The following is a 24,164-nucleotide window of genomic DNA, read 5'->3' on the forward strand; positions in this document are numbered from 1 at the left end:
GCTGTTTGTTTAAGTGATTAATTATTGCAAAACTTTGAACGGCCTCTTGTGTGCTTTGCAATGTTGATTGCTGTATGTTTGCAGAATCAAACTGCGGCTTTTACTACAATTACAGTTATCATATTACAACTATCCTGTTGTTTCTCGCTATGTTCCTTCAATGCAGATAGAACTGATTCGCATACAGCCAGTTGCTCCAGTACATATTCCACAGATGCGTATTGGAAGATAAAAAATAAATTTACAACAAAAGGAGTAGTTGAACGTATGAGAGTAGGAAAGAAGAAAGCATCTAAAAGGGATTACTATGGCATGCTGTTCAGAATGTATAACATCTATAATTTATAAGTTTTCAATTTAATGAAGTTCTGGGATTGAAACTTATTTATATAAAATCAAAAATAAATCGCTTTCTACTACGTCATCTAAAATATTAAATTCCGGGGTGATTTCTAAGACGATATTTATAAGCTCTTCTATATCGAAATAAACTAAACCTATGTCTTTATGCTTTGAACGACGGTTAAGGCATGTAAAGATGAGCTTTTCATTTGTGTGATTAAAAAGCGTTTTAATGCATTTTTTAGCTGTTTCTTTTGCTGTCTGAACCAACAGGTTAAAAACTCCGATGGAGATTATATAATCAAATGTTTTAGTAAGAGGCTCATTTTCAATATCCATTGTATAAAATTCTGCTTCTGGATAGTTTTGTTTCGCAAACTCTATAAGTGAAGGATTTATGTCTATGCCTGTATAGTTACATTCCATCCCTTTTTCTTTCAAAAAAGAATAAAAATCTCCTTTGCCACATCCAAAATCAAGAATTGTTTTGCAATTTGGATTTATAAATTTTAAAATCGCTTCATACCGCAGTGTTTGACCTTTTTTCGTCCATCCGACAGACTCAGGAGAATTCTTAAAGTGATTCAGCCTTTTTGTAAAAAAATCAATCACATATTCTTTTACAAGCTCATCCATTCAGTTATGTTATACCAGAAATCAATTGTAATTCCAGTAATATTTTCCCATTTTGAGAACAAGATCAATATGCTAATATTTTTTAATAAAATATATTTAAAAGCATGCAGGGAATATCTTTCTTTAAATGGAAAAAGCCACAGTCTATTAAAATCATATTATCTGGCAAAGTTCATATCTCTATATCAAGTATTGGAATACTAGTTTTTTGAGATTTATACTCTTTTGCTTTGAGGATTACTCTGTGGGTTATTTGAAATACATTTAAGGCTATATATTGTTAAATTTTATATTTTTTTGATTGTTTTTTTCTATTGCTGAAAAAACAATTACTTTTCAAAGAGATTTTTTTGAGAAATTTCGCAGGGTTTTATCTAAAAAACTTATTATGACTGATATTGCAAGAAAAATTCGTCTTAAAGCAAATTAAAAAGCAAAAATCAACAAAAATTGAATATATTTGTCAAAAATCAGCAAAAATAGAAGATATATTATATTATTTGCTCTTGCTCATATTTTTAATTTCAGGTTATATTAGCACTCGATAGAGTGAGTTGCTAATAATTTAAAACACTAAAAAATAAAAAAGGAGGGCGCATATGAAGATTAAACCACTCAAAGACAGAGTAGTCGTAAAATTCGCATCTGAAGAGCTTGAGAAAACACCTGGAGGAATTTATGTTCCAGATGTGGCAAAGGAGAAGCCTCAAAAAGGAACGGTTATGGAAGTTGGTTCTGAAGTAAAAGAGGTGAAAGCGGGTGACACAGTTCTTTTTGACAAATATGCAGGTTCAAAAATCAAGATTGATGATGTAGAGTATTTAATTATTAAAGAAGAAGAAATACTCGGAATAATACAAAAATAAAAGGAGGGGATGATATGGCAGCAAAGCAATTAATATTCGGTGATGCAGCAAGACAATCAATTCTTAAAGGTATTACAGTTCTTACGGATGCTGTAAAGGCAACATTAGGACCAAGGGGAAGAAATGTAGTAATTGAAAGAAAATTCGGTTCTCCCAATGTAACGAAAGATGGTGTTACTGTTGCTAAAGAGATAGACCTCAAAGAGCCATTTGAAAATATGGGAGCTCAGCTTGTCAGGGAAGTTGCTTCAAAAACAAGCGATGTTGCAGGTGATGGAACAACCACAGCAACTGTTCTGGCATATGCAATTTACAAGGAAGGACTTAAGTATGTCTCAGCTGGCGCTAATTCAATGGATTTAAAAAGAGGGATTGATAAAGCTGTTGAGGCTGTCGTTGAGGAGCTAAAAAAGATTTCAAAGCCAGTTGTAGACAAAAAAGAGATTGCACAGGTTGGAACAATCTCTGCAAACAATGATCCTTCAATAGGCGAACTTATTGCTGAGGCAATGGATAAAGTTGGCAAAGATGGTGTAATCACTGTTGAAGAAGCAAAGGGAATGGCTACAACCCTTGATATTGTGGAGGGAATGCAGTTTGACAGAGGATACATCTCACCATACTTCATCACAGATCCAGAGCGTCTTGAATGCATTCTCGAGGATGCCTATATTTTGATACATGACAAGAAAATTTCAACCATGAAGGATTTGCTCCCGATTCTTGAGCAGATTGCAAGAATGGGCAGGCCTCTTCTCATCATTGCAGAAGATGTTGAGGGTGAAGCACTGGCAACTCTGGTTGTAAACAAACTCAGAGGAGTTCTTCAGGTATGTGCGGTAAAGGCTCCTGGATTTGGTGATAGAAGAAAAGCCATGCTTGAAGATATTGCAATTCTTACAGGTGGAACAGTCATTTCAGAGGATATAGGTTTAAAACTTGAAAATGTTAAAGTTGAGGACCTCGGAAGAGCAAAGAAAATAATTATTGACAAAGATAACACAACAATTGTTGAAGGAGCTGGAGATCCTCAGAAAATTCAGGCAAGAATTAAGCAGATAAAGATTCAGATTGAAGAAACCACATCTGATTATGACCGTGAAAAACTTCAGGAGCGTCTTGCAAAGCTTGCAGGTGGTGTGGCAAGAATCAATGTTGGCGCAGCCACTGAGGCTGAGATGAAGGAAAAGAAAGCCCGTGTTGAGGATGCTTTAAATGCAACAAGAGCTGCTGTTGAGGAAGGAATTGTACCAGGAGGTGGAGTGGCACTCCTTAGATGCCAGAAAGTTTTGGAAAAAATTAAACTCGACAATCATGACCAGCAACTTGGTGCTGATATAGTTAAAAAAGCTCTTGAAGAACCGATAAAGCAGATTATAGCTAATGCTGGCGTGGAAGCAACGTTGATTGTTGAAAAAGTTAAAGAAAATAAAAATATTAACTATGGATATGATGCCTATCAGGAAAAATTTGTTGATATGATGGACGCAGGCATCATCGATCCAACAAAAGTTACAAGAACAGCACTGCAGAATGCTGCCTCTGTAGCAGGTTTAATGCTTACAACAGAGGTTGTGGTGGCTGAAATTCCAGAAGAAGAAAAGAAACAGCCTCCAATGCCATCACCTGATATGTATTAAAATTCTTTTTTGTATTCAAACAGGGAGCATACTATATAATATGCTCCCTGTTTTTTTATAACCATTCAAAATATTTTTAACATACCTACTTATCGTATCTTTATTGAAAAATCAGCCATTTTATTGTATTATTCAAGTTATGAAAATTCTTTTAATAGAAGATGATAAAGAACTCGGACAGTCTCTTAAAAATTATTTTGAGCTTAATAAAATAGAAACAGTCTGGTTATGGGATGAAAGAAACATTAATAACCTGTTAAAAGTTTATGATTTTGATGTAATAGTTCTTGATCTTATTTTGAGTTTCAGTCGAGGAGAAGATATTATTTCTTTGATTCGAAGTCAAGGGATAAAAACACTAATTCTGGTATTAACTGCTAAAAATTCTTTAAAGGATAAAGAAGTTTGCTTTCAAAGGGGAGCAGATGATTATCTTACTAAACCATTTGAACCAAAGGAACTTATTCTAAGGATAAAGGCGTTAAGTAAAAGAAAACGCATAGACAGTATTATTACAATAGGAGATCTAACCATAAATACTGATGCAAAAACAATTAAAAAGGGTGATGAAGAAATAAAAATCTCAAAAACCGCATGGGATTTACTCATTCTTCTTATTAAAAAAAGAAGAGATATTGTTGATACAGAAACAATTCTTAATTATGTCTGGTCAGGTAAGGCAGTGGGAGATGAGATAGTAAGAACCTATATAAAGGAGCTTAGAAAAATACTGCCACCAGATTCAATACAGACTTATAAAGGAAGAGGATACAGATTAATTTGAGTTTTCAGACAAGACTTTTTATAACCCTTGTTGTAGCAGTGATTACTGCACTTACAGTCATAAACTTTGTAACCTTATATTTTTTTATCGAACAGCAACAGAGAAATGAAAAAGAAATCATCGCGGTCTATCAAGAAATTCTCAAACTAAATAAGACCTATCCATTACCTGCTCATATAAAAAACTACCAAAATGAACTCATGATGGACAGAAGCTATGCTCATCAACGCTTAAAAGAGTATTCAAAAACTCTGCTCATATGGGAGTCTATACTTGTATTGATTTTACTTTTTCTTTTCTATAGAGTTTTAATTGTAATGGTTAAAAAGGAAAGGGAAACAGAGGACTTTCTGACACTGCTTATTTTTGTTCTTTCCCATAAAATAGGCAACTTTATCTCTGTAATAAAAATAAATATAGAGATATTGAAAATAAAACCAGACCAAGCAATTTTTGATAGACTTTGCAGTCAGTGTAATCTTTTAAACGACGAGATAAAAAAGACAATGGATACAATAAAAAAACTGCCTTTTCTTTCAAAAAACAGAGAAAAGGTCAATGTGAAACAGATGTTATTAAATACTGTTTCAAAGTTTTATACAGAACAAACAGTCAGAATAACTGCAAGAGATGTTTTTTTAGAAACAAACCCTGAAACTTTTGAAACAATAATTTTTTTACTGCTTGACAACAGCTTTAAATATGCAGACAATAAGGTTCATATCAAGATCTTTAATAACGCCATTGCAATAAGGAATGACATCTCAGATGTCAGTAAAGGTGCTGGTGTTGGTCTTCAAATAGTGAATTTTTTATCAAAAAAAATTGGGTTGAATTTCAAATATCGTGCAAAGACTGACCATTTCCTCGTTCTGATAGACTTCCAAAAGAGATAATAGCGTTTTATTGCAAGTTGTTTTTATAAATCAATCTTTCGCTCACAGAATTCTCACGATTTTTTGAATTGTGATTGAGTAGAATATAAAACATGAAAGAAGCTTTAATATTAATTGCTGTTATCTTTCTTCCAGCTATGCTTTTGGCTGTTGATGAACTGTATCTTACAGGTACTGTAATTAACTATGAGCCTGATACAGGCAAAATAAGAATTGATGTAATTAACAGTTCATGTAAAGGAGTAAGAGAATTTATAACGCAAAAAGGTTTACCAAAACAATTACTTATTAATAAAACAGTTGATTTTGCAATTGATTCAAATCACTGCGATAATTTTAAGACTCACAGCATAACAACGCCTCTTTTAGATTTAAATTGAGGTTATTATGAAGAAACTCGTATATTTAATTATATTGTTTATTGTTTCATTTTTGATAAAAGAAACGCCTTCTATAGGATCAAGCGTGATGTCTGATTACTGTTATGTACCTCCTTCAATTGGTCAGATCGCTGCGCCAAATGTATTATTTGTAATAGATGTAAGTGGTTCAATGTTATGGTGTGCTTATAATCCTAAGAGTGATGGGACATATTGCTGTGATTCAAAGTCTGGATGTGGATGGACATACAAAGGGACAGAAGAAGGATACTTTGAACCTGATAAGATTTATAAATATAATTCAACAAAAAGATACTGGGAAGTAACTACTGGAAGTGTTACACCTTGTCCTAAAAGAGCAAGTAGTATAGATAAAAAAAATCAATACAAGGGTGCATGTCTTAATTTTCATTATATGAGAAGAGTTGATCTTGTTAGATGGGCAATAACAGGAGGAAGATTAACTTCATGTAATAATAGGGATCCAAAAAAATGTGATCCAGAGCTTTACGGACAACCAAACGCTAATTTAGATTGTGATGACTATGGTTGTACTCTTGAGTCAGAAGAATCAGGAGAAAGAGTACGAGTTCCATGGAATAGAATTAATGATAGTTTAGCCATGCAATTTAAAAAATTAAGTCTGCAACCAAGACTTGGTGTAATGTTTTTTAGTGATACGGGTGTTAGAAATAATAAAGTTTATATTGGTGATTTTACTTCAAGTTCCAATTTTGATGGAGTTAATCCATATAAAAATTTAATTTCAACAATAAATGATGAATCTCCCAACGGTGGAACGCCAACTGCTCCAGCGTTATGGGATGCTTATAACTATTTTGCTCAAAACACGCCTAAATATAATGGCTTTACCCCTCAACAGGGCAATGGAGATCAATGGAAAAATCCAATGTATCAGTGTTTTGACGAAAATCAAGACGGAGTCTGTAGTGGTAGTGAATTTAAATCTGTTCCATGTGCAAAAAATTTTGTAATCCTTCTTACAGATGGACAGTGGAATTATGGTGGTGGAAAATCCACTTGTACAATAGATACTGGATACGAGTCTAACTCAGCAGATCCTGTTGTGCCAGCGTACTGGCTTCATAAAAAAGGATTCACAAACTCTAAAACAAAGGTCGATTCTTATGTTGAAGCTGTCTATGGAATAGGATTATGGCTCGGAGGTTCTGGAGAAAAATCGCTTAAAAATGTTGCAATGTATGGATCATTTAATAGAAGCAAAAATTGGCCTGATAACTTAAATGGCTATCCAACTGAAGAGTGCGATCATATAGATGATTGTTGTTCTAGTCCAAATTGTGGTAAAGGCAGTTCGTGTACTGAGCTTCCTGCTTCATCGATGGACTGGGATAAAGACAATGATGGAAAACCTGATACTTTCTATTCCGCCTCAGATGCGTCTGAAATAAAAGATGCTATAAGAAGTGCTTTATTTGATATCCTGAGAAGAGTATCATCGGGTTCTACTGTTGCAACACTTGCATCAAGAACAGAAATATCCAGTCTTATAATTCAGCCCTATTTTTATCCAAAATATTTGAAAGATGACGGAACAGAGATAGGATGGCTTGGATTTTTGCGAAGCTTCTGGATTGATTTAACAGGTCATATAAGAGAAGACACTATCGCAAATCAAATCCTTGATCTTGCAACTAATAGTTTAGACTTAATTATACAGTTTTTTGTTGACTCTGCAGGAGATAGTAAAGTTGCAAAAATTACCGATGTTAATGTATGTACTGCTGGTGATGCTGTTTCAATAGATCAAGCTGTTTCAGTTTTTAATAGCGGATGTGTGCTGGCAAAAAGAGACAATAAAGATAGGACAATATTATTTAATAAAGATGGCACATTGGCTAATATTTTTAGTTCAAATGAGGTTTCTAATGATACCGCAGCATATTTTAGTGGAATCTGGACTCTTATTGATTCTACAATAGATTCTAATAAAGCAAAATGTATAATAAGATATATTAGTGGAGATAATCCAAAAGATTCTTCTTGTAACTCTCTTCCTTATGTACAAAGGCCAAGAGAGCTTAATATAAAATCTTTCTGTGGAAATGATCAGTCAACCACCTGGAAACTCGGGGATATAATTAATTCGACCCCTTCTGTTAGTTCAGATAAACCACTAAATTATTATCATTTGCGTTATGGAGATACAACTTATTTATCATATATAACTGATTCTAATTACAAAGCTCGAGCAAGCTTTTCTTTTGTTGGTGCAAATGATGGAATGCTCCATGCATTCAGAGTTGGAACAGTTGTTAATCAGACAGATCCTGAATATCCCGCAAAACTTCAAAATGCACCAAACGATACTGGAACAGACAAAATTGGACAAGAAGAATGGGCATTTATACCTAAGAATGCCATTCCTTATCTGATATGGTATGGTCATAATGACTACTGTCATGTTCCAACTGTGGATTATAGAACTATGGTATTTGATGCTTCAATTAATGGAAATTCTGGAGATACAAAATCACAATCAAGCTGGAGAACACTTCTGGTTGGGGTAATGGGTTTCGGAGGTAAAAAAATTGATCTGGGATCTGGAAGCGTTTACAGTTCTTCAATTTTTGTATTAGACCTTACTGATTGGATGAATGGTTCATCAACTTATCCAACCCTTTTATGGGAACAATCTTTACCAGATAACACTCTTACAACTTCGTTCCCATCTATTGTAAGGCTTGGAGATAGCAGTACAAATGGTACCTGGTATGTTGTGTTAGGAACAGGTCCTTCAGATCCTGATGGTTCTAGCTATTTAAATACTGCAAAAATTTATTTTTATAATTTAAAGACAGGCTCTTTAGACAACAATTTAACTTTAAAGACAGGTTCTGCTACGGTAGCAGTGGGAGATATAAATAATATTGATGTAGATGATGACTATCAAGATGATACTATTTATTTTGGAGTATATGGTAAGAGTACAAATAATCCTGTATGGGGAAATTTTTATAGAATATCTTTAAAAAGTGGAACTAGTTATAAAACAATAACTGGTCTGCAAAATTCTGATATTCAAAACGCTGTGGACCTTTCTACATTTAAAACTGGTAATTATCAACCACCGGTTTTTGCAGCTCCTGCTTTTACTATGGATGTCTCCAATAATGTATGGGTATATTTTGGAACCGGTAAGTTTTTGAATAACGATGACAAAAGTATTCCTTATACAAATTATCTAATAGGATATAAAGACCCATATTGGAACACAACAGGTTCCGCTTTTACAAAAAATGACTTGATTAATGTAGCATCTGTACTTTCTACTGCGACTACTGTACCTTATTTAACTGAAAAAGAATGTATATGTGATCAAAGTGGGTGTGCTTTAACAGACATTACTTATAATCAAACCCAGCTTAGTAATACTGTTAATGTTACAAATGGATGGTATTATGGATTGAGCGGCGAAGCAATAATTTCTCAACCATTTGTTTATACAGAAATGGTAAATAGCCTGGTTTTTATCCCTCCAGGAGGTATATGTGAATATTCAGGGAAAACAAGATATATTTCATTCTATTATACTTTTTTGAATGAGCCACAAAGTACAATAGTTATTAATCAAATAATTGCACAGGGTGTTCCACCGTTAGGACAACCATTCCAAACTCTGTCAACTGGAAAGTTAATTATTCAGACATCTTCTGGATCAATTACTCAGTTATTTAATCCGTCATTTTTAGTTCAGGGAAAATTTATATCATGGATAGAAAAGTAGCAGGATTCAGCATTCTTGAACTGTTAATAACTATAGCAATTTTATCAATCCTTATGTATGTCGGAGTATCTGAATATACAAAACATAAAGCAGGTCGAGAGCTTATGAGGCAGACAAATATGCTTGCTGATGAACTGGGATGGATAAAATCTCAATCCATTGCAAAACAACCTCATGGAATTGTTATCAATGTTAATAACTATACGATTTTTATAGACAATAATGGTAATTGTACTTTTGACAACGACACTATTGTGGAGGCAAAGTCTTTTATTTCAGGTATTTCTTCTACAAAAAGGGTTATAAGCGTTTTTGACAGGAGAGGATATCCCTTAAGTAATAATTGCGGACTGGGTATGGACGGTATAACACTTACAAACAATCTGGGTTCGCAGAAAATTGTAAATATTTCAAAATATGGAAGAATAAAAATTGAATAACAAAGGATTTACGCTTATTGAGTTAATTGTTGCCATGTTGATTGTTCTCATTGTTATGCTTGGATTTTTAAAAGGAGTTCTTGAGTATAATAAGTTCTCTATAAGGGCAAAAATGAAAGACAGAGCAACAGAGCTAGCACAGCAGATGACAAATTATATTGAAAGTCTTCCATATGTAAGTGAAGACAGCGGTACTCAATCGATACTATATGCAAATAACAGTTCATGGGCAAGTATTCAATGCAGTTCTACTAATTGTAGTTTTTTTCAAGATGAGGTTGATTTTTATAGCCCCGGAACACCAACTGTTACAAATCCACTTGGTTCTCTGTCGTCAAATTTAAGACTTTATCCTTCAGCGGATACTGTAAATGCGTTATGTAGCTGTAGAGGTAGCTATTGCCCAACTGATCTTCCCATATGCACTTATGAAGGATTTTCTGATAGACGTATATACTCTGCTATAAATATTGCAAGGCTTACAGATGATTATGGCAGAGAAGCAGGCAAATCAGCATTAGTTATGGTATGGTATTTTGAGCCGTTTACAAATGATTATAAAATTATCACTGCGATTGTTATTAAGGAAAAAAAATGATAATACGAATAAGTTCAGTGAAAATTTTTGTCAAACAAAAAGGTTATTCAATAATTGAGATTTTAATTGTTATTGCTATAATGGGAATTCTTGCAGGAGGAATTCTTTCTGCTTATAAGTTTATAGCCAGAGAAAATGCTACCAGACATTTTGTTGCAAAGCAGGAGCAGGATGCAGCAGTTCTTATTAGCCAGATTGTAAAAGATATTGAAGCTGCAGGGTTTGGAATTGATAATGATAATTTAACTTTAACCTCAATTACATCAAATAGTTTGACCGGAGATACTTTGACTTTTCCATCTGTTGCTGCAAGACAGGAAACGTTATCAGGATGCTGGGCAGCATTAACCAATGGAAGTCTAACAATTAAGAGTAAAAATTTTATGGGACAGGACTGTCAGTTTCCATCTGCATGGTATATTGTTTTGGATCCAGTAAGTAAAGAAATCATAACACAGCAGGATCAATGTATAGATTCTTTATGCAGTGATTTAAGTGGCATGACAGGATTGGCATTTTATGCTACTAATGATGACAGATATAATTATCCTCAAGCATTTATGGTTAGTTATTATCTGACAGACAATAAATTACCAAAAGAGTGTGCTCCAGCAAATAACAAACAAAAAATATATAACCTTATTAAAACTCTTGGAACTTCAGGGTCTTCCGGTTATAATGCAGAGCCTATTGTTTCGTGTGTATTAAACTTTAGAATTCGTACTGGAATGGTTCAAGGAGGTTCTATTATTTATCAGGATACATTTGATTCATCAGATATTGAGCTTAAAAAAGTTAAGCTTTTGCGCCTCTGTATGGTACTTCAGATTGGTGTAAGACAGGATACTGTTACTGCTCCTCCAAACTTTAGTGATAATTGTGCTGGAGGGCCAGCAATAGATAATTCATGGTGGAATGATACAGGAAGGTGGTATAGATGGAAAGTTATAGAACAGGATATAGCTTTAAGAAACTATCAGTAAATCAGTCAGGTATTGCTCTCATTTCAGCAATACTTATTGCACTTTTTGCATTGCTTGCTCTTGCAGGTCTTTATTTTGCTCTTACAAAACTTTTTGGTTCTTCTCAAACCATAAAAACATATGCATCAATTCGGGATGCAGCAGCAGGTGGAGTGCATTATGGAATAGCTACAAAAGTATTTGAAATGTATTCTAAAGCATTAAATGGAGATGTAATCGCTGGAGTTTGTGATAGCATACAGTTAAAATTTAAGTTAGAAAATACAAGTGGCACTTTTGATAACGATATTCAGGTATGTTATGGAGGTAGAGGAGCATTTAAGACTGGTTTTGGGAAGGAAAGAGTTATAGGCAGCGGTTCAGGTGGCGGTGTATTTGCATATTGGCTTTGGTTTACAATCATTTCTGAAGCAAAAGGTCCTCAGGACACTCACTCTCGTATAGAAGCTGTTTACGCAAGGTAAGTCCTGTCAAGATACATTGCACATAATTCGATGATTCTTTATATATCAATTTCATCTGGAAACGGATTCAGATATTTTTGATTTAAGATATAACTATTTCTAGAACTATATGCCATGTTTCTGAAAAGTTTTATTATTACTTTGAGTTCTATGAAATTATTTTTATATTTCTCAATTAAATCAAGAATCTCTCTTTTTTCTTCATGATTGAGCTGTTCTGACAGATGCCCTGAAATATGCATTAAACTATTTAGATGTCTACCACGTGATGTTTTCTTTTTTAATGTTTGATAGAATATTTTGCTGTATCTATTAAACTTTTCGTTGGTATTCATAGATGCATCAGCCACAATTCTTCCAAGTTCTTTAAGAGACTTTTGACTGTATGTCATAAGAAGATATTTGTATCTTGAGTGAAAATCTATCAGGGATGAGATTGAAATATTTTTATGTATTTGTTTTAACTCAGCAAAAGCAAAGATCCTTACAAGAAAGTGGAATCTTACATCATTATTTTTCAACGTTCCTTCATCTTCAATAGGTAAGTAAGGAAAATGAGTTTTTGATGCCTCTGCAAAAAATCCGTATGTTTTGCCACACACCATTCCTTTAAAATAAAGTTTTGCTGAACCCACGGCACATGAAGGAGATTTGCTTTTTAACAGAAATCCATCAATCTGGTTGAGATTTTTGATCGTTCTATCAATATAATTAAACATTTGTTCTGTTAAATCTTTATCAGTGTCTGGCTGGATGAGTTTTTTTGAGTTATTGTTTTTTACGAGAATAATTTTTGAACGTGGAACTCCAAGTCCAATATCACATTCAGGACATAAATCAACAACTTCAACAAAATCTTTCAGTTTTTCCACGAATTCATCATGAATAATTCTACCATCATATCTTACAGGTTTTAGAAAGCATCTGCTCAGAACTATTCTTGGTTTAATCATAGATTATATTGTAGTATATTTTGCAAATCCATTAATCATATCTATCGTTCTTAAGCTATTTTTATGTACAAATTAAAGGAGAACTTGAATAGATTTAAATAAAACTTTTTGTTATAATAACACACTATGTTTATAGGAACTCCGCTTATTTCAGAAGAACAGATTCAAAAAAAAGTTAAAGCCCTTGCACATAAAATATCTTCAGATTACAAAGATAAGGATGTAGTTGTAATTGGCATTCTGAAAGGATCATTTATGTTTTTTTCTGATCTTATCAGATATATTAAGACTCCTGTGAGAGTAGATTTTATTATGGCATCAAGCTATGTAAAAGATGTATCTTCTGGAGAGGTTAAAATTCATTACTTTCCAACAGAAGAATTAGAGGACAAAGATATACTGCTCGTTGATGATATTATTGATACGGGGATATCTTTAAAAATTATACAGGATAGAATTCTTGCAATGAATCCGGCTTCCCTTAGGATATGTGTTTTCCTGGATAAAGCAGAAAGAAGAGTGGTTGATGTTCATGTTGATTATGTGGGATTTAAAATTCCAAATAAATTTGTTGTGGGCTACGGGCTTGATTATCATGAGATGTTCAGAAATCTTCCATATATAACAGTATTCAAAAAGGAACTTAAGTGATGTATAAGCTTAGAATCATAACAGATTTTGACGCAGCTCATCAACTGAGAGGATATAAGGGAAAGTGTGAGAATATTCACGGACATAACTGGAAGGTTGAAGTAGAAGTAATGGCGGAAAATCTCAATCAAATCGGTTTAGCCATTGATTTTAAAGAATTAAAAAACATAACAGACGGAGTAATTTCTAAACTTGACCATACTTTCATCAATGAAATCCCTCCATTTACAGTTATAAATCCTTCAAGTGAAAACATAGCAAGATGGATATATATGGCACTACGAAATAAATTTGCCAATACATCAGTAATGCTTTACAGTGTTACTGTCTGGGAGTCTGACCATGCATCAGCAACATATATGGAATAATTATTTAAATTTGATAAAACAAAAAATTCCCTCAATTAATGCTGATTGGGAGATTTATTTTTTCAATAGAAAAACCTATTCAGTAGAGGGTAAGAATTTAGAAATTGATAAACAAAAGGATGCGATAAGATTTCATTTTTCAATAAGAGTAATCAAGGACAAAAAAGCTGGATTTGCAACCTGTAGCGATATAAATAAAATTCCGAATGCTTTTGAATCAGCCATCAAACTTGCCCTGATCTCTGATGTAGATGATTTTTTGAGTCTTCCACATCCAGAGCCTGTAAAGGACGTGGAACTCTTTGATGAGCAACTCATAGAGATAAAAGACTCATTGCCTCAAATATTAATTGATATGCAGAAATCTACACTTTTTGACAGCAGAATTAAGAAACTTAGAAATGCAGAAATAGATCTTGCAATTGAAGAAAGAGGTATTATAAATTCAAATGGAATTTCGGTTTTTCAGTCTTTGACCTCCATAAATAGCTATATAATTGCAGTTGCTGAAGATGGAGATTCTCAAATGGGCTGGGCTTACAGAACAGAAAGATTTTTGAAAAATATTAACTTTGAAGATATAGGCAGACAAGCAGCCAGTAAAGCATTAATGCTTCTCAATCCTCAGAGAATCAGTCCTTTTAAGGGTTTTGCAGTTTTAGACCCTTATGTTGCATGTGAATTTCTTGAGCTTATTAGTCATTCTCTATCTGCGGAGAACTATCTGACGGGTAAGTCTCTTTTTATTGATAAAATTGGACATCCAGTGATTAATGAAAAATTGAAAATTGTAGATGATGGAACGATTCCACAGAAATTTGGTTCATCTGCATTTGATGACGAAGGAGTTCCAACATCAAGAAAAATTTTGATAGAAAAAGGCGTTCTGAATTTAATTTTACACAACACCTATACTGCAAAGCGGTCTGGTAGTAGTTCCACAGGAAATGCTGTCAGAACAGATAGAGGAATCTCAGTGGGACCATCAAATCTTTATATTGATACAGAAGAACAAAAACTAAGCAGAGATGAGTTAGTCAGGAAAGTCCAAAAAGGAGTCTATATTGTTGAAGTTATGGGAATGCATACCGCAAATCCTGTAAGCGGAGATTTTTCAGTTGGGATTTCAGGAGTTTATATAGAGGATGGACAGATGAAATATCCAGTAAGGGAAGTGGTTGTATCTGGCAATGTGAGGGAACTCTTTCAGAATACAGTGGCTTTGGGTAATGACTTAACATTCTTTGGAAACTTTGGTTCACCGACCCTCCTTGTAGGGGGCATAGATATATCTGGTTAAAGGAGGAAGCAGTGGATTATTTTTTAACTGAAGAACAAAAAATGATAAAAGAGCTGGCAAGACAGATTGCTGAGGAGCATATTCTTCCTGTTCGGGCAGAGCTGGATGAAACAGGTGAGTTTCCATGGGAGGTTATGAAAATTCTTGCTCAGGCAGATATGTTCAGGGTTTTTGTTCCGGAGGAATACGGAGGGCTTGGTACAGGTGCACTTGAACTCTGTCTTGTAGTTGAAGAGCTGTCTCGTATTTGTCTTGGAGTATCAACTACTTATGCTGCAAATGCACTGGGAACTTATCCAATTCTTCTTTTTGGAACAGATGAGCAAAAGAAAAAGTATTTACCGGACATAGCTGATGGGAAAAGACTGGTTGCTTTTGCTCTTACAGAGCCAAACGCTGGTTCTGATGCAGGAGGGATTCAGACAACTGCGGTAAAAGACGGAGATCATTATGTGCTTAATGGCAGGAAACAGTGGATTACAAATGGCGGAGAAGCCGAAATTTATACAGTTATTGCTCTTACAGATAAAGCAAAGGGAGCTCGTGGTGCATCAGCTTTTATTGTTGAAAAAGGAACTCTTGGTTTTAGTTTTGGCAAGAAAGAAAATAAAATGGGAATAAGAGCATCAGCAACAAGAGAATTAATATTTGAAGATTGCAGAATTCCACAGTCAAATATGCTGAGCAGAGAAGGTATGGGCTTTATTGTTGCAATGAAAACACTTGATCAAAGCCGTGTTGGTGTTGGATCCCAGGGACTTGGAGTTGCACAGGGTGCATTTGAAGAGGCTGCAAAGTTTGCCAAACAGAGAGTACAGTTTGGCCAGCCTGTGATAAGTTTTCAGGCAATTCAGCATATGCTTGCTGATATGGCAATTCAGATTGAGGCAGCTAGAGCACTCATTTATTCAGTTGCAAGGTACATTGACTCTGGAGCAAAGGATATTACAAAAGCATCAGCAATGGCAAAAACATTTGCCACTGATGTTGCCATGAAAGTAACAGTTGATGCTGTTCAGGTTATGGGAGGCTCTGGATATATGAAAGATTATCCTGTTGAAAAAATGATGCGGGATGCAAAGATACTTCAAATTTACGAGGGCACCAATCAGATTCAGAGAAATGTAATCGGGCAGGCAATAATAAAGGAACTTACAAAAGCGGGTTTTTAATCAGGATATTGTTTTTGAAATTTTTAAATTCAGGATATTATTCAATATTCCTTATAGCGATGATTTTTTGGCTCTGTTCGATCAGTTGCTCGAGCTTTCAAAATATTTCTATGCCACAAAGCTATTCAATAGAGCTAACATCAAGAGAGAAAATGGAATTATTGGATGAACATAATCTGTGGCGAAAACAGGTTGGTGTGGCTGAACTTAAATGGGCATCAGAGCTTGAAAGAGTTGCTCAGGACTGGGCTTATAAATTGAGCAGGCAGTATGGATGTAAAATGATTCACAGTGATAATGATTTTGGAGAAAACATCTTCTGGGCAAACTATAATGCAACTGCAAAAATAGTTGTTGACTACTGGGCAGCGGAAAAATTTTATTATGATTATTCAACTAACAGTTGCAGAGCTGGTAAAAGCTGCGGGCATTACACTCAGATTGTATGGAGAGATACCAGAGAAGTAGGATGTGCAAAGGCTAGATGCAGTAATACAGAAGAAATCTGGGTCTGTAATTACAGGCCTGCGGGTAATATACTCAATAAAAGACCTTATTAAGCAATATTCAGTGACAAAGGCGTATGAAAAGTTCAAGAGAGATTATAGTTGAATTCTGAGATTGATTGATGTGGCTTATAATTTTGATAGAATCATAACTCTGTGTGATTCTCCCATCCCAGATGGCAGTACAAGTCTTTTAAATTTCTGTATTAAATCCTCTTTCTGGAGTTGTTCAAGCAGAGGCTCATCGCATAGAGAGATTAAAAATTTACTCTGTGATAGGTATAAATCAACATTAAATCCAGCCTGTTCAGCCCATTTTTTTAATGCTGTAAAATTAACATGGGCAGTAATGTCCTGCTCACCAAGATTTACATAAGGGTTTTCATTTACGCTGTGTTTATAATAACAGAGCAGGCTGCCTTTTTTTCGTTCATAACTGTAATATTCTTCATTACTCCATCCATAATCAAAAATTAATACAAATCCTCTTTTCATCATTTTATATATTGTTTTAATGAACTCTTTCATCGCAAGATTTATCTCAGAACGGTATCCATCTATCTCTAAAATCCAGGGAGCGAATTCATTGATATACTCCACTGTATCTTGCCTTGCAGGTTTTAACTCTTCAGTGAACTCTTCTGTGTTTAATCTCACATAAACTTCAAAGACCTTATTATTTCTGATTTCAAAAACTCTCACAGGAAAAGCATCAAATATCTCATTACAGATTAAAACACCCTGAAATTCCTCTAATTTATCTATGGAGTCATACCAGAATATTTTTCCGTGATATTTTTTTAATCGTTCTCTCTGTGTATTTTCCAGATGAGGATTTATTTCTATCAGATAGTATTGAAAACTATGTTTATCATTTTCATTATATAAAAGCTCTTCCATAATATCTTCTGCAAGATATCCCATCCCAGGTCCTATTTCAGTAATTGCAAACTCATCCGGACAGCCCATTTTTCCCCACATCAGTTTTATCTGTTTGCTTAAGATTAACCCAAAAACTTTTCCAAGATGAGATGCTGTGAAGAAATCTCCTTGCCTTCCGATTTTTAAATCAGATTTGGTATAGTATCCAGCTTCCGGATAGTAAAGAGCCATGTTCATGAATTCATCAAAGGGAATTGGACCATTTTTTTTAATTCTTTCAATGATTATATCTTTAAGCTTCATTTCTGGCTATGAGGTTAATGCTGTAACTAAGAAACCAGAGTGAGCATTCTGTCAACAGCTTGTTTTGCTTTTATTCGGAGTTCTTCTGAAACTTTAATTACATATTTATTTTCTTTTAAGGCAGACAGAACACTTTCCAGTGTGGTTATTTTCATATTTGGGCATATCATGGTTTTTTTCAGTGGATAGAAAATTTTATCCGGATTTTCTTTTTTAAGCTTGTATAGAAGTCCTGTTTCTGTTCCTATTATAAATTCTCTGTGAGAAGATGCTTTTGTAAATCTCACCATCCCTGAGGTAGAGGCAACATGATCTGCAAGTTCAATAACTTCTGGACGGCATTCAGGATGAACAACTACAAGGGCATCTGGATGAGATTCCTTTGCGCGAAGCACATCTTCTTTCTTTATCATGTGATGGGTGGGGCAGAAACCATTCCATACAATAATTTCTTTATCAGGAACATTTTTTTTAACCCAGTCAGCAAGATTTTTGTCAGGAACAAATATGATTGAATTAAAAGGAACTGCTTTTACTATCTGAGGAGCATTGGCGGATGTACAGCATGCATAACTTAAAGCCTTGACCTCTGCTGTTGTATTTACATAAGAAATAACAGGAGCATGAGGATATTTTTTAATCCATTTCTTGAGTTCTGTAACATCAACAGTATCTGCCATAGGACATCCTGCATCAATCTCAGGCAAAAGAACAGTTTTATCCGGGTTAAGAATTGCTGCAGTTTCAGCCATGAAATGAACTCCGCAGAAAACTATGACATCACACTTAACCTGAGCTGCTGTCCTGCTCAGTTCAAGAGAGTCTCCAACAAAATCAGCAATTTCTTGAATTTCTTCTTTTTGATAGTTATGGGCAAGGATTATAGCATTTCTTTTCTTTTTTAATTTTTTTATTTCTTCTAATGTTTCGTTGACCATATATAGATATCCTCCCTGTTGGTATATACAACAGTTCCATCGGACAGGACAACAGCTTTTATAGGTGAAGATCTTTTAATTCCGGGATAACTTGAAAATTCCGGAACCTTTCCTGAGTATCTTAAAGATATTCTTCTTACATAATTCTGTGTTTCCACTATATTTGGTATTCTGCCGAGTGATTCAACGAGGTTTGGCCCTGCATTGTATGCAGCAAGAGCAAGATTTACATCTCCATTAAACTTTTCAAGCAAATACTTCATATATCTTATCCCGGCATCGATATTTTCAACAGGATCATAAGGATTTTTTACACCCATAAGCATTGCTGTTGAGGGCATAAGTTGCATAATTCCCATAGCTCCCTTTGGTGAAATAGCGTTTACATTCCAGGCTGATTCTTCCCGTATCATCTCTTTTATAAGTTTGGAATCCATACTATAATGCTTTGATTTTTCTTCAACAATGTTTTCAAGTTCTTCCCTGGATATACTGGAAGATGTCTGACTCATGGCTGGCATTCGATAATTTACAGATTTCTTTATCGATTTTTTTTTGCTTTCTCTATTGCATAAATTTGTATAAACTTCTTGCCCGTTTATAATTTTCAAGCAAATTCTATCAGCCCACGCATTACTGTAAATAAGAAAGAGAATTATAAAAATTTGTAACAATTTATGCATGCTAAATTATATCAAAATAATAATGTCATTTCAAATTTAAATACTTTCTCAGAGAAATAAATAAAAACATAAAATTTTCGAAAGATTTCAAAACAAAAATATTAAAGATCTTCAAAGCCTTATTTTATATGAAATTAAAACTTAATCGGTCAAAATTAGCCATATCTCTTGACATAGGGAATTAAAATTTTATAGACTAAAAACTTATTACATGAACAAATGTTCAGCATATGAGTCAAGGCAGAAAATTATCAATGTAGCTGAAAAAATCTTTTCTCAATACGGTTACAATGGTGCTACCATGAGAATGATTGCAAAGGAAGCCAATATAAGTATTGGAGGATTATATCTTCATTTTAAAAATAAGGAGGAGTTATCTTTATTTTTGCTTAAAAAGAGAATTGAAGAATTTTTTGAAAAAATTTTAAAGCCTGTTGAAAGCATTGAAAGTCCTGTTGATGCATTAAAAGCTTTGATAAAAAATATAGCAGAATATGCAAAAGAAAATAGGGAATTTATAATAATGCACACTAAAGAGCACGGTTTTACTTTTGGCTTAAGTATAAAAAAAGAGTTTTTTAAGAAAGAACTGGGAATTATTAAGAATATTATTCAAAAGGGCATTGCTTCAGGTGAATTCAGTAATAGTTACGATCCTGAAGAAGTTGCTAAAATAATTTTAAATATTACAAGGGGCTTTGTTATGTCTGTTGTTGTTGATAGTGAAAATTTATTTAACCCGGAAGAATGCCTGAATATTCTTCTGTATGGTTTGTTTAATAAAAATAGGAGTTAGAGGATGGACATTAAAAAATTTAAAATTAAGGGCTTTAATATTAAAAATCTTAAAATCAAAAAAAAGCCATTTGTTATTGTCTGTATTGTTATTGCTGTTTTAATTATTGCAGGGATTGTGATTAAAATGACCGGAAAGAAACAGGCCCAGCCCATGCTTCCAGAGGTGTCTGTTATAAAAATACAGACAGAAGAGGTGCTCTTGATAACCGAACTTCCCGGAAGAACTACATCATACAGGGTTGCTGAGATCAGACCTCAGGTAAGCGGGATTTTGCTTAAAAGATTATTTACTGAAGGAAGCAAGGTAAATGCAGGACAGGTTTTATATCAGATTGATCCTGAACCTTTTAAGGCAGCTCTGGATAATGCGAAAGCGTCTCTTACAAAAGCTGAAGCTAATCTACCATCCATCAAAACACGATTTGAACGTTATGGACAGCTTGTTAAAGTAAATGCTATCAGCAAGCAGGAGTATGATGATATTAAATCTCAGTATGAACAGGCTCAGGCAGATATTGATTACTGGAAAGCGCAGGTTAGAATAGCTCAGATTAATTTAGGATATACAAGGATTACCGCACCAATCACTGGTATAATAGGCAGGTCAAATATTACAGAAGGTGCTCTTGTTACAGCATATCAGCAGATGGAACTTACAAGAATTCAACAGTTAGATCCAATTTATGTTGATATTCCACAATCCACAACAGAGTTAGCACTTCTTAAAAGACGACTTGAGGAAGGCAGGATTAAATATGCTGGAGAAGATCAGGAAAAAATAAAACTTATCCTTGAGGATGGCTCAATTTATTCACTTGAAGGGTTATTACAGTTTAGAGATGTAACAGTTGATCCAAGTACTGGCACAGTTATTTTAAGGGCAATATTCCGTAATCCTGAAGGCACACTGCTACCAGGGATGTTTGTTAGAGCTCAAATAAAAGAAGGAGTAAATAAAAATGCAATTCTGCTTCCGCAAGAGTGTGTACTTCGAGATTCTAAAGGTAATCCATATGTATATATAGTTGACAGGCAGAGTAAAGTTCAGGTAAGACCTATAGTTATTGACAGAGCAATAGGAAACAAATGGCTTGTTTCTTCAGGACTATCTGAAGGAGAGTTAGTAATAATTGAAGGACTTCAGAAAATAAGGCCAGATATATCTGTTAAAGCTGTGTATTATGCTCCTAAGAAAACCGAGAATCGAGGCAATCAATAATGTTATCAAGATTTTTTCTGGATCGTCCAGTATTTGCCTGGGTTATTGCAATAGCCATAATGGCAGCTGGATGTCTTGCAATATATACACTTCCCATAGCCCAGTATCCTCCTGTAGCTCCTCCTTCTATATATGTTAGGACATTTTATACAGGCGCATCTGCTGAAACCGTTGAAAACAGTGTCACTCAAATAATAGAAAATGAAATGACAGGTCTTGATAAAATGATATATCTATCAGCCTACAGTGATTCAGCAGGAACATGTCGTATTGAGTTAACCTTTGAGCCAGGAACAGATCCAGATGTTGCATGGTCAAAAGTTCAAAATAAAGTGCAACTTGCGATGTCAAAACTTCCAGAGGTTGTTCAAAGAGGAGGCGTTGATGTTGGTAAAGCAACAAAAAGTTATATCATGGTTGTTGGAATTGTATCTCAGGATGGAAGACTAGATGCGTATGATTTAAGAGATTATATGTCATCAATAGTTAAACCAATTCTTGCCCGTATTCAGGGAGTTGGTGAGGTTGAAGAGTTTGGATTTCCTTATGCAATGAGAGTCTGGTTTGATCCTAACAAACTTGTCAGTTATAACCTGACTGTTGATGATGTAATCTCTGCAATAAGGTCATATAATATAGAAGTCTCAGGAGGACAGTTTGGTGGTCAGCCTGCTCTTAAAGGCCAGCGTTTAAATGCTTCTATAATAGTTCAAACCATGCTTAAAACTCCAGAAGAGTTTGCTTCCATTCCTATTAAAGTTAATCCTGATGGTTCATCAGTAAAAGTAAAAGATATAGGAAGAGTGGACCTAGGTACAGACTACTATGATATTGAAACATACTATTCTGAGACAGATGGAAAGAGAAAAATGCCATCAGCAGGTCTTGCAATCAGGCCACTTCCAGGTGCGAATGCTCTTGATATTGCGAATAATATACAGAAGAAAATGAATGAGCTAAGCAGGAATTTTCCTCCTGGAGTAAAGACTGTTTATCTTTATGATACAACGCCATTTACAATGGTAGCCATAAAAGAAGTTGCAAAAACACTAATTGAAGCAATTATACTGGTATTCTTTATTATGTGGCTATTCATGGGAAGCATACGTGCAACTTTGATACCAACAATTACAGTTCCTGTTGTTGTACTTGGGACATTTGCAGTGCTTGGACTTGCAGGGTATTCAATAAACATGCTTACAATGTTTGCGATGGTACTTGCAATAGGACTGCTTGTTGATGATGCCATAGTAGTAGTAGAGAATGTTGAAAGGATAATGCAGGAAGAGAAACTTCCTGTAAGAGAGGCAGTTATAAAGTCAATGGATCAGATTACGACAGCGCTTATAGGAATAGGAGTAGTGCTTTCAGCAGTATTTGCACCGATGGCATTTTTTAAAGGATCAACAGGAGTTATATACAGGCAGTTTGCAATAACGATAATATCAGCGATGCTACTTTCAGTGTTCATAGCATTAACACTGGCTCCTGTGCTGTGTGTAACATTTTTAAGGCCAGAGCATGCAGAAGGAGCAAAAAAGAGAGGAATTCTTGCAAGATTCTTCCGATTAGGTTTTGAAAAGTTTTATGGAGTATTTTTTAAGAGCAGATATTTTTATACAAAAATGGTTGAGGGGTCATTCAGACGTTCTATTTTTTATGTGGTGGTTTATATTGCAATTGTGGTAACTCTCGGGATATTACTCACCAAGTTGCCAACAGGATATCTGCCTGATGAGGATCAGGGAAGACTCCTTGTCCAGGTTAATTTACCATCAGGTTCAACACTTGAACAAACAAAGGAGGTATTAGAAGAGGTAGAGAATTACTTTATGACCTATGAAAAAGAATCTGTTGAAACTATTGCACTTATTGTTGGAAGCGGTTTTGGTGGAAGGACACAGGCGAATGGAAGAGCTTTTGTCAATCTTAGAGACTGGCATTTAAGAGACAGTTCAGACCTTCGGGTAAAGGCTGTTCAACAAAGGGCAATGAAATATTTTTCACAAATTAAAAAAGCACAGATATTTGTTTTTCCACCACCTTCTATAATTGAACTGGGTAACGCAACGGGTGTTGATTTTGAACTATTAGATCTTGGTGGGCTTGGTCATGAAAAACTAATGCAAGCAAGAAATCAGTTTTTACAGATGGCTAAGCAGGATCCAAGATTGAAAAATGTAAGACACAATGGACTGGATGATGTATCAGAGTATAAAGTTGATATAGACTGGGAAAAAGCAGGTGCTCTTGGTGTTCCAATTGATTCAATTCATAACACAATATCTTCTGCATTTGGAGGTTATTATGTTAATGATTTTGTAAGAACAGGAAAAACCAAAAAGGTTTATATACAAGCAGATGCTCCTTATAGAATGCTACCAGAACACATTAATAGACTTTATGTTCGCAATAAGGATGGAAAGATGACACCGTTTTCATCTCTAGCCAGTGGGAAATGGATTTATGGATCACCGAGGCTTGAACGATATAATGCTTTTCCATCCATAAATATATGGGGTGAACCAGCTGAGGGAAGAAGTTCAGGTGAGGCAATGAAGGCAATGGAAGAGATTGTATCAAAGCTACCACA

Annotated in this window: 24 protein-coding genes; 18 read left to right on the forward strand and 6 right to left on the reverse strand. The window is 34.6% G+C overall.

What is annotated here, in order from left to right:
* Positions 1–86 precede the first annotated feature (86 nt).
* Together G581_RS12355 and G581_RS0107485 are read right to left on the reverse strand one after the other, a co-directional pair.
* A complete protein-coding gene (locus tag G581_RS12355) occupies positions 87–212 on the reverse strand; it encodes a hypothetical protein (protein WP_275574444.1) in 126 nt (41 codons plus the stop codon).
* A gap of 169 nt (positions 213–381) precedes the next feature.
* Positions 382–978, reverse strand: coding sequence for a class I SAM-dependent methyltransferase (locus tag G581_RS0107485; RefSeq protein WP_028845299.1), 597 nt, complete (start codon positions 976–978; stop codon positions 382–384).
* 599 nt (positions 979–1,577) lie between these two features.
* Between G581_RS0107485 and G581_RS0107495 the strand changes: the two genes are divergently transcribed.
* From G581_RS0107495 to G581_RS0107540, 10 genes are all read left to right on the forward strand, one after another.
* Positions 1,578–1,844, forward strand: coding sequence for a co-chaperone GroES (locus G581_RS0107495; protein WP_028845300.1), 267 nt, complete (start codon positions 1,578–1,580; stop codon positions 1,842–1,844).
* Positions 1,845–1,858: 14 nt separating this feature from the next.
* The gene (gene groL / locus G581_RS0107500; protein WP_028845301.1) at positions 1,859–3,484 is read left to right on the forward strand and encodes a chaperonin GroEL; all 1,626 of its coding nucleotides are present in this window, start codon (positions 1,859–1,861) and stop codon (positions 3,482–3,484) included.
* A 139-nt stretch (positions 3,485–3,623) separates the two neighbouring features.
* Positions 3,624–4,268: a response regulator transcription factor gene (locus G581_RS0107505; RefSeq protein ID WP_028845302.1), complete on the forward strand. Its 645-nt coding sequence runs from the start codon at positions 3,624–3,626 to the stop codon at positions 4,266–4,268.
* Positions 4,265–5,164: a histidine kinase gene (locus G581_RS0107510; protein WP_028845303.1), complete on the forward strand. Its 900-nt coding sequence runs from the start codon at positions 4,265–4,267 to the stop codon at positions 5,162–5,164. The genes G581_RS0107505 and G581_RS0107510 overlap by 4 nt, the downstream gene beginning before the upstream one ends.
* A gap of 92 nt (positions 5,165–5,256) precedes the next feature.
* Positions 5,257–5,544 carry a hypothetical protein gene (locus G581_RS10975; RefSeq protein ID WP_051179033.1) on the forward strand — a complete coding sequence of 96 codons (288 nt, stop codon included), beginning with the start codon at positions 5,257–5,259 and terminating at the stop codon, positions 5,542–5,544.
* 7 nt (positions 5,545–5,551) lie between these two features.
* Positions 5,552–9,313 (forward strand): pilus assembly protein, encoded by a 3,762-nt coding sequence (locus tag G581_RS0107520; RefSeq protein ID WP_051179035.1) that lies wholly within the window; start codon positions 5,552–5,554, stop codon positions 9,311–9,313.
* Positions 9,298–9,753, forward strand: a complete 456-nt coding sequence (locus G581_RS0107525; protein WP_028845305.1) for a pilus assembly FimT family protein — start codon at positions 9,298–9,300, stop codon at positions 9,751–9,753. Before G581_RS0107520 ends, G581_RS0107525 begins: the two co-directional genes overlap by 16 nt.
* Positions 9,746–10,351, forward strand: a complete 606-nt coding sequence (locus tag G581_RS0107530; RefSeq protein WP_028845306.1) for a prepilin-type N-terminal cleavage/methylation domain-containing protein — start codon at positions 9,746–9,748, stop codon at positions 10,349–10,351. The genes G581_RS0107525 and G581_RS0107530 overlap by 8 nt, the downstream gene beginning before the upstream one ends.
* Positions 10,348–11,334: a prepilin-type N-terminal cleavage/methylation domain-containing protein gene (locus G581_RS0107535; RefSeq protein ID WP_028845307.1), complete on the forward strand. Its 987-nt coding sequence runs from the start codon at positions 10,348–10,350 to the stop codon at positions 11,332–11,334. The genes G581_RS0107530 and G581_RS0107535 overlap by 4 nt, the downstream gene beginning before the upstream one ends.
* The gene (locus G581_RS0107540) at positions 11,289–11,798 is read left to right on the forward strand and encodes a hypothetical protein (protein WP_028845308.1); all 510 of its coding nucleotides are present in this window, start codon (positions 11,289–11,291) and stop codon (positions 11,796–11,798) included. The genes G581_RS0107535 and G581_RS0107540 overlap by 46 nt, the downstream gene beginning before the upstream one ends.
* 38 nt (positions 11,799–11,836) lie before the next feature.
* On the opposite strand, the gene G581_RS0107545 is transcribed toward G581_RS0107540, so the two are convergent.
* Positions 11,837–12,751: a YbgA family protein gene (locus G581_RS0107545; RefSeq protein ID WP_028845309.1), complete on the reverse strand. Its 915-nt coding sequence runs from the start codon at positions 12,749–12,751 to the stop codon at positions 11,837–11,839.
* 126 nt (positions 12,752–12,877) lie between these two features.
* Here G581_RS0107545 and hpt point away from each other — a divergent pair, with 126 nt between their 5' ends.
* The 5 genes from hpt (at position 12,878) to G581_RS10985 (ending at position 16,802) form a co-directional block, all read left to right on the forward strand.
* A complete protein-coding gene (hpt, locus tag G581_RS0107550; protein ID WP_028845310.1) occupies positions 12,878–13,402 on the forward strand; it encodes a hypoxanthine phosphoribosyltransferase in 525 nt (174 codons plus the stop codon).
* Positions 13,402–13,770, forward strand: a complete 369-nt coding sequence (gene queD, locus G581_RS0107555; protein ID WP_028845311.1) for a 6-carboxytetrahydropterin synthase QueD — start codon at positions 13,402–13,404, stop codon at positions 13,768–13,770. The genes hpt and queD overlap by 1 nt, the downstream gene beginning before the upstream one ends.
* A complete protein-coding gene (locus G581_RS10980) occupies positions 13,745–15,070 on the forward strand; it encodes a TldD/PmbA family protein (RefSeq protein WP_051179040.1) in 1,326 nt (441 codons plus the stop codon). Before queD ends, G581_RS10980 begins: the two co-directional genes overlap by 26 nt.
* Positions 15,071–15,081: 11 nt before the next feature.
* Positions 15,082–16,242, forward strand: coding sequence for an acyl-CoA dehydrogenase family protein (locus G581_RS0107565; protein ID WP_028845312.1), 1,161 nt, complete (start codon positions 15,082–15,084; stop codon positions 16,240–16,242).
* Positions 16,243–16,352: 110 nt separating this feature from the next.
* Positions 16,353–16,802: a pathogenesis-related family 1 protein gene (locus G581_RS10985; RefSeq protein ID WP_051179042.1), complete on the forward strand. Its 450-nt coding sequence runs from the start codon at positions 16,353–16,355 to the stop codon at positions 16,800–16,802.
* Positions 16,803–16,877: 75 nt separating this feature from the next.
* Here G581_RS10985 and G581_RS10990 read toward each other — a convergent pair whose 3' ends face one another.
* Genes G581_RS10990 through G581_RS11700 form a run of 3 tightly spaced genes read right to left on the reverse strand, consistent with a single transcriptional unit; the run spans position 16,878 to position 19,554 of the window.
* Complete coding sequence (locus tag G581_RS10990) at positions 16,878–17,933, reverse strand: class I SAM-dependent methyltransferase (RefSeq protein WP_051179044.1); 1,056 nt, start codon at positions 17,931–17,933, stop codon at positions 16,878–16,880.
* Positions 17,934–17,959: 26 nt separating this feature from the next.
* Positions 17,960–18,871: a quinolinate synthase NadA gene (gene nadA / locus G581_RS0107580; RefSeq protein ID WP_028845313.1), complete on the reverse strand. Its 912-nt coding sequence runs from the start codon at positions 18,869–18,871 to the stop codon at positions 17,960–17,962.
* Positions 18,853–19,554: a lytic transglycosylase domain-containing protein gene (locus G581_RS11700; protein ID WP_083962660.1), complete on the reverse strand. Its 702-nt coding sequence runs from the start codon at positions 19,552–19,554 to the stop codon at positions 18,853–18,855. The genes nadA and G581_RS11700 overlap by 19 nt, the downstream gene beginning before the upstream one ends.
* Before the next feature lie 211 nt (positions 19,555–19,765).
* Here G581_RS11700 and G581_RS0107590 point away from each other — a divergent pair, with 211 nt between their 5' ends.
* The 3 genes from G581_RS0107590 to G581_RS0107600 all read left to right on the forward strand — a co-directional run.
* A complete protein-coding gene (locus tag G581_RS0107590) occupies positions 19,766–20,350 on the forward strand; it encodes a TetR/AcrR family transcriptional regulator (RefSeq protein ID WP_028845314.1) in 585 nt (194 codons plus the stop codon).
* Positions 20,351–20,353: 3 nt separating this feature from the next.
* On the forward strand, positions 20,354–21,571 hold the full coding sequence (locus tag G581_RS11000; protein WP_156875230.1) for an efflux RND transporter periplasmic adaptor subunit: 1,218 nt from the start codon (positions 20,354–20,356) through the stop codon (positions 21,569–21,571).
* On the forward strand, positions 21,571–24,164 hold a 2,594-nt coding region (locus G581_RS0107600; protein WP_028845315.1), incomplete at its 3' end, for an efflux RND transporter permease subunit. The genes G581_RS11000 and G581_RS0107600, both read left to right, overlap by 1 nt.

Source organism: Thermodesulfovibrio thiophilus DSM 17215 (assembly GCF_000423865.1).
Lineage (GTDB): Bacteria > Nitrospirota > Thermodesulfovibrionia > Thermodesulfovibrionales > Thermodesulfovibrionaceae > Thermodesulfovibrio > Thermodesulfovibrio thiophilus.

Bases quoted from the DNA above. Each gene is read 5' to 3' on its own strand.
- G581_RS0107485 (WP_028845299.1), bottom strand. From the start codon at position 978: ATGGATGAGCTTGTAAAAGAATATGTGATTGATTTTTTTACAAAAAGG.
- G581_RS0107495 (WP_028845300.1), top strand. From the start codon at position 1,578: ATGAAGATTAAACCACTCAAAGACAGAGTAGTCGTAAAATTCGCATCT.
- groL (WP_028845301.1), top strand. From the start codon at position 1,859: ATGGCAGCAAAGCAATTAATATTCGGTGATGCAGCAAGACAATCAATT.
- G581_RS0107505 (WP_028845302.1), top strand. From the start codon at position 3,624: ATGAAAATTCTTTTAATAGAAGATGATAAAGAACTCGGACAGTCTCTT.
- G581_RS10975 (WP_051179033.1), top strand. From the start codon at position 5,257: ATGAAAGAAGCTTTAATATTAATTGCTGTTATCTTTCTTCCAGCTATG.
- G581_RS0107520 (WP_051179035.1), top strand. From the start codon at position 5,552: ATGAAGAAACTCGTATATTTAATTATATTGTTTATTGTTTCATTTTTG.
- G581_RS0107525 (WP_028845305.1), top strand. From the start codon at position 9,298: ATGGATAGAAAAGTAGCAGGATTCAGCATTCTTGAACTGTTAATAACT.
- G581_RS0107535 (WP_028845307.1), top strand. From the start codon at position 10,348: ATGATAATACGAATAAGTTCAGTGAAAATTTTTGTCAAACAAAAAGGT.
- G581_RS0107540 (WP_028845308.1), top strand. From the start codon at position 11,289: ATGGAAAGTTATAGAACAGGATATAGCTTTAAGAAACTATCAGTAAAT.
- G581_RS0107545 (WP_028845309.1), bottom strand. From the start codon at position 12,751: ATGATTAAACCAAGAATAGTTCTGAGCAGATGCTTTCTAAAACCTGTA.
- hpt (WP_028845310.1), top strand. From the start codon at position 12,878: ATGTTTATAGGAACTCCGCTTATTTCAGAAGAACAGATTCAAAAAAAA.
- queD (WP_028845311.1), top strand. From the start codon at position 13,402: ATGTATAAGCTTAGAATCATAACAGATTTTGACGCAGCTCATCAACTG.
- G581_RS10980 (WP_051179040.1), top strand. From the start codon at position 13,745: ATGCATCAGCAACATATATGGAATAATTATTTAAATTTGATAAAACAA.
- G581_RS10985 (WP_051179042.1), top strand. From the start codon at position 16,353: ATGCCACAAAGCTATTCAATAGAGCTAACATCAAGAGAGAAAATGGAA.
- G581_RS10990 (WP_051179044.1), bottom strand. From the start codon at position 17,933: ATGAAGCTTAAAGATATAATCATTGAAAGAATTAAAAAAAATGGTCCA.
- nadA (WP_028845313.1), bottom strand. From the start codon at position 18,871: ATGGTCAACGAAACATTAGAAGAAATAAAAAAATTAAAAAAGAAAAGA.
- G581_RS11700 (WP_083962660.1), bottom strand. From the start codon at position 19,554: ATGCATAAATTGTTACAAATTTTTATAATTCTCTTTCTTATTTACAGT.
- G581_RS0107590 (WP_028845314.1), top strand. From the start codon at position 19,766: ATGAACAAATGTTCAGCATATGAGTCAAGGCAGAAAATTATCAATGTA.
- G581_RS11000 (WP_156875230.1), top strand. From the start codon at position 20,354: ATGGACATTAAAAAATTTAAAATTAAGGGCTTTAATATTAAAAATCTT.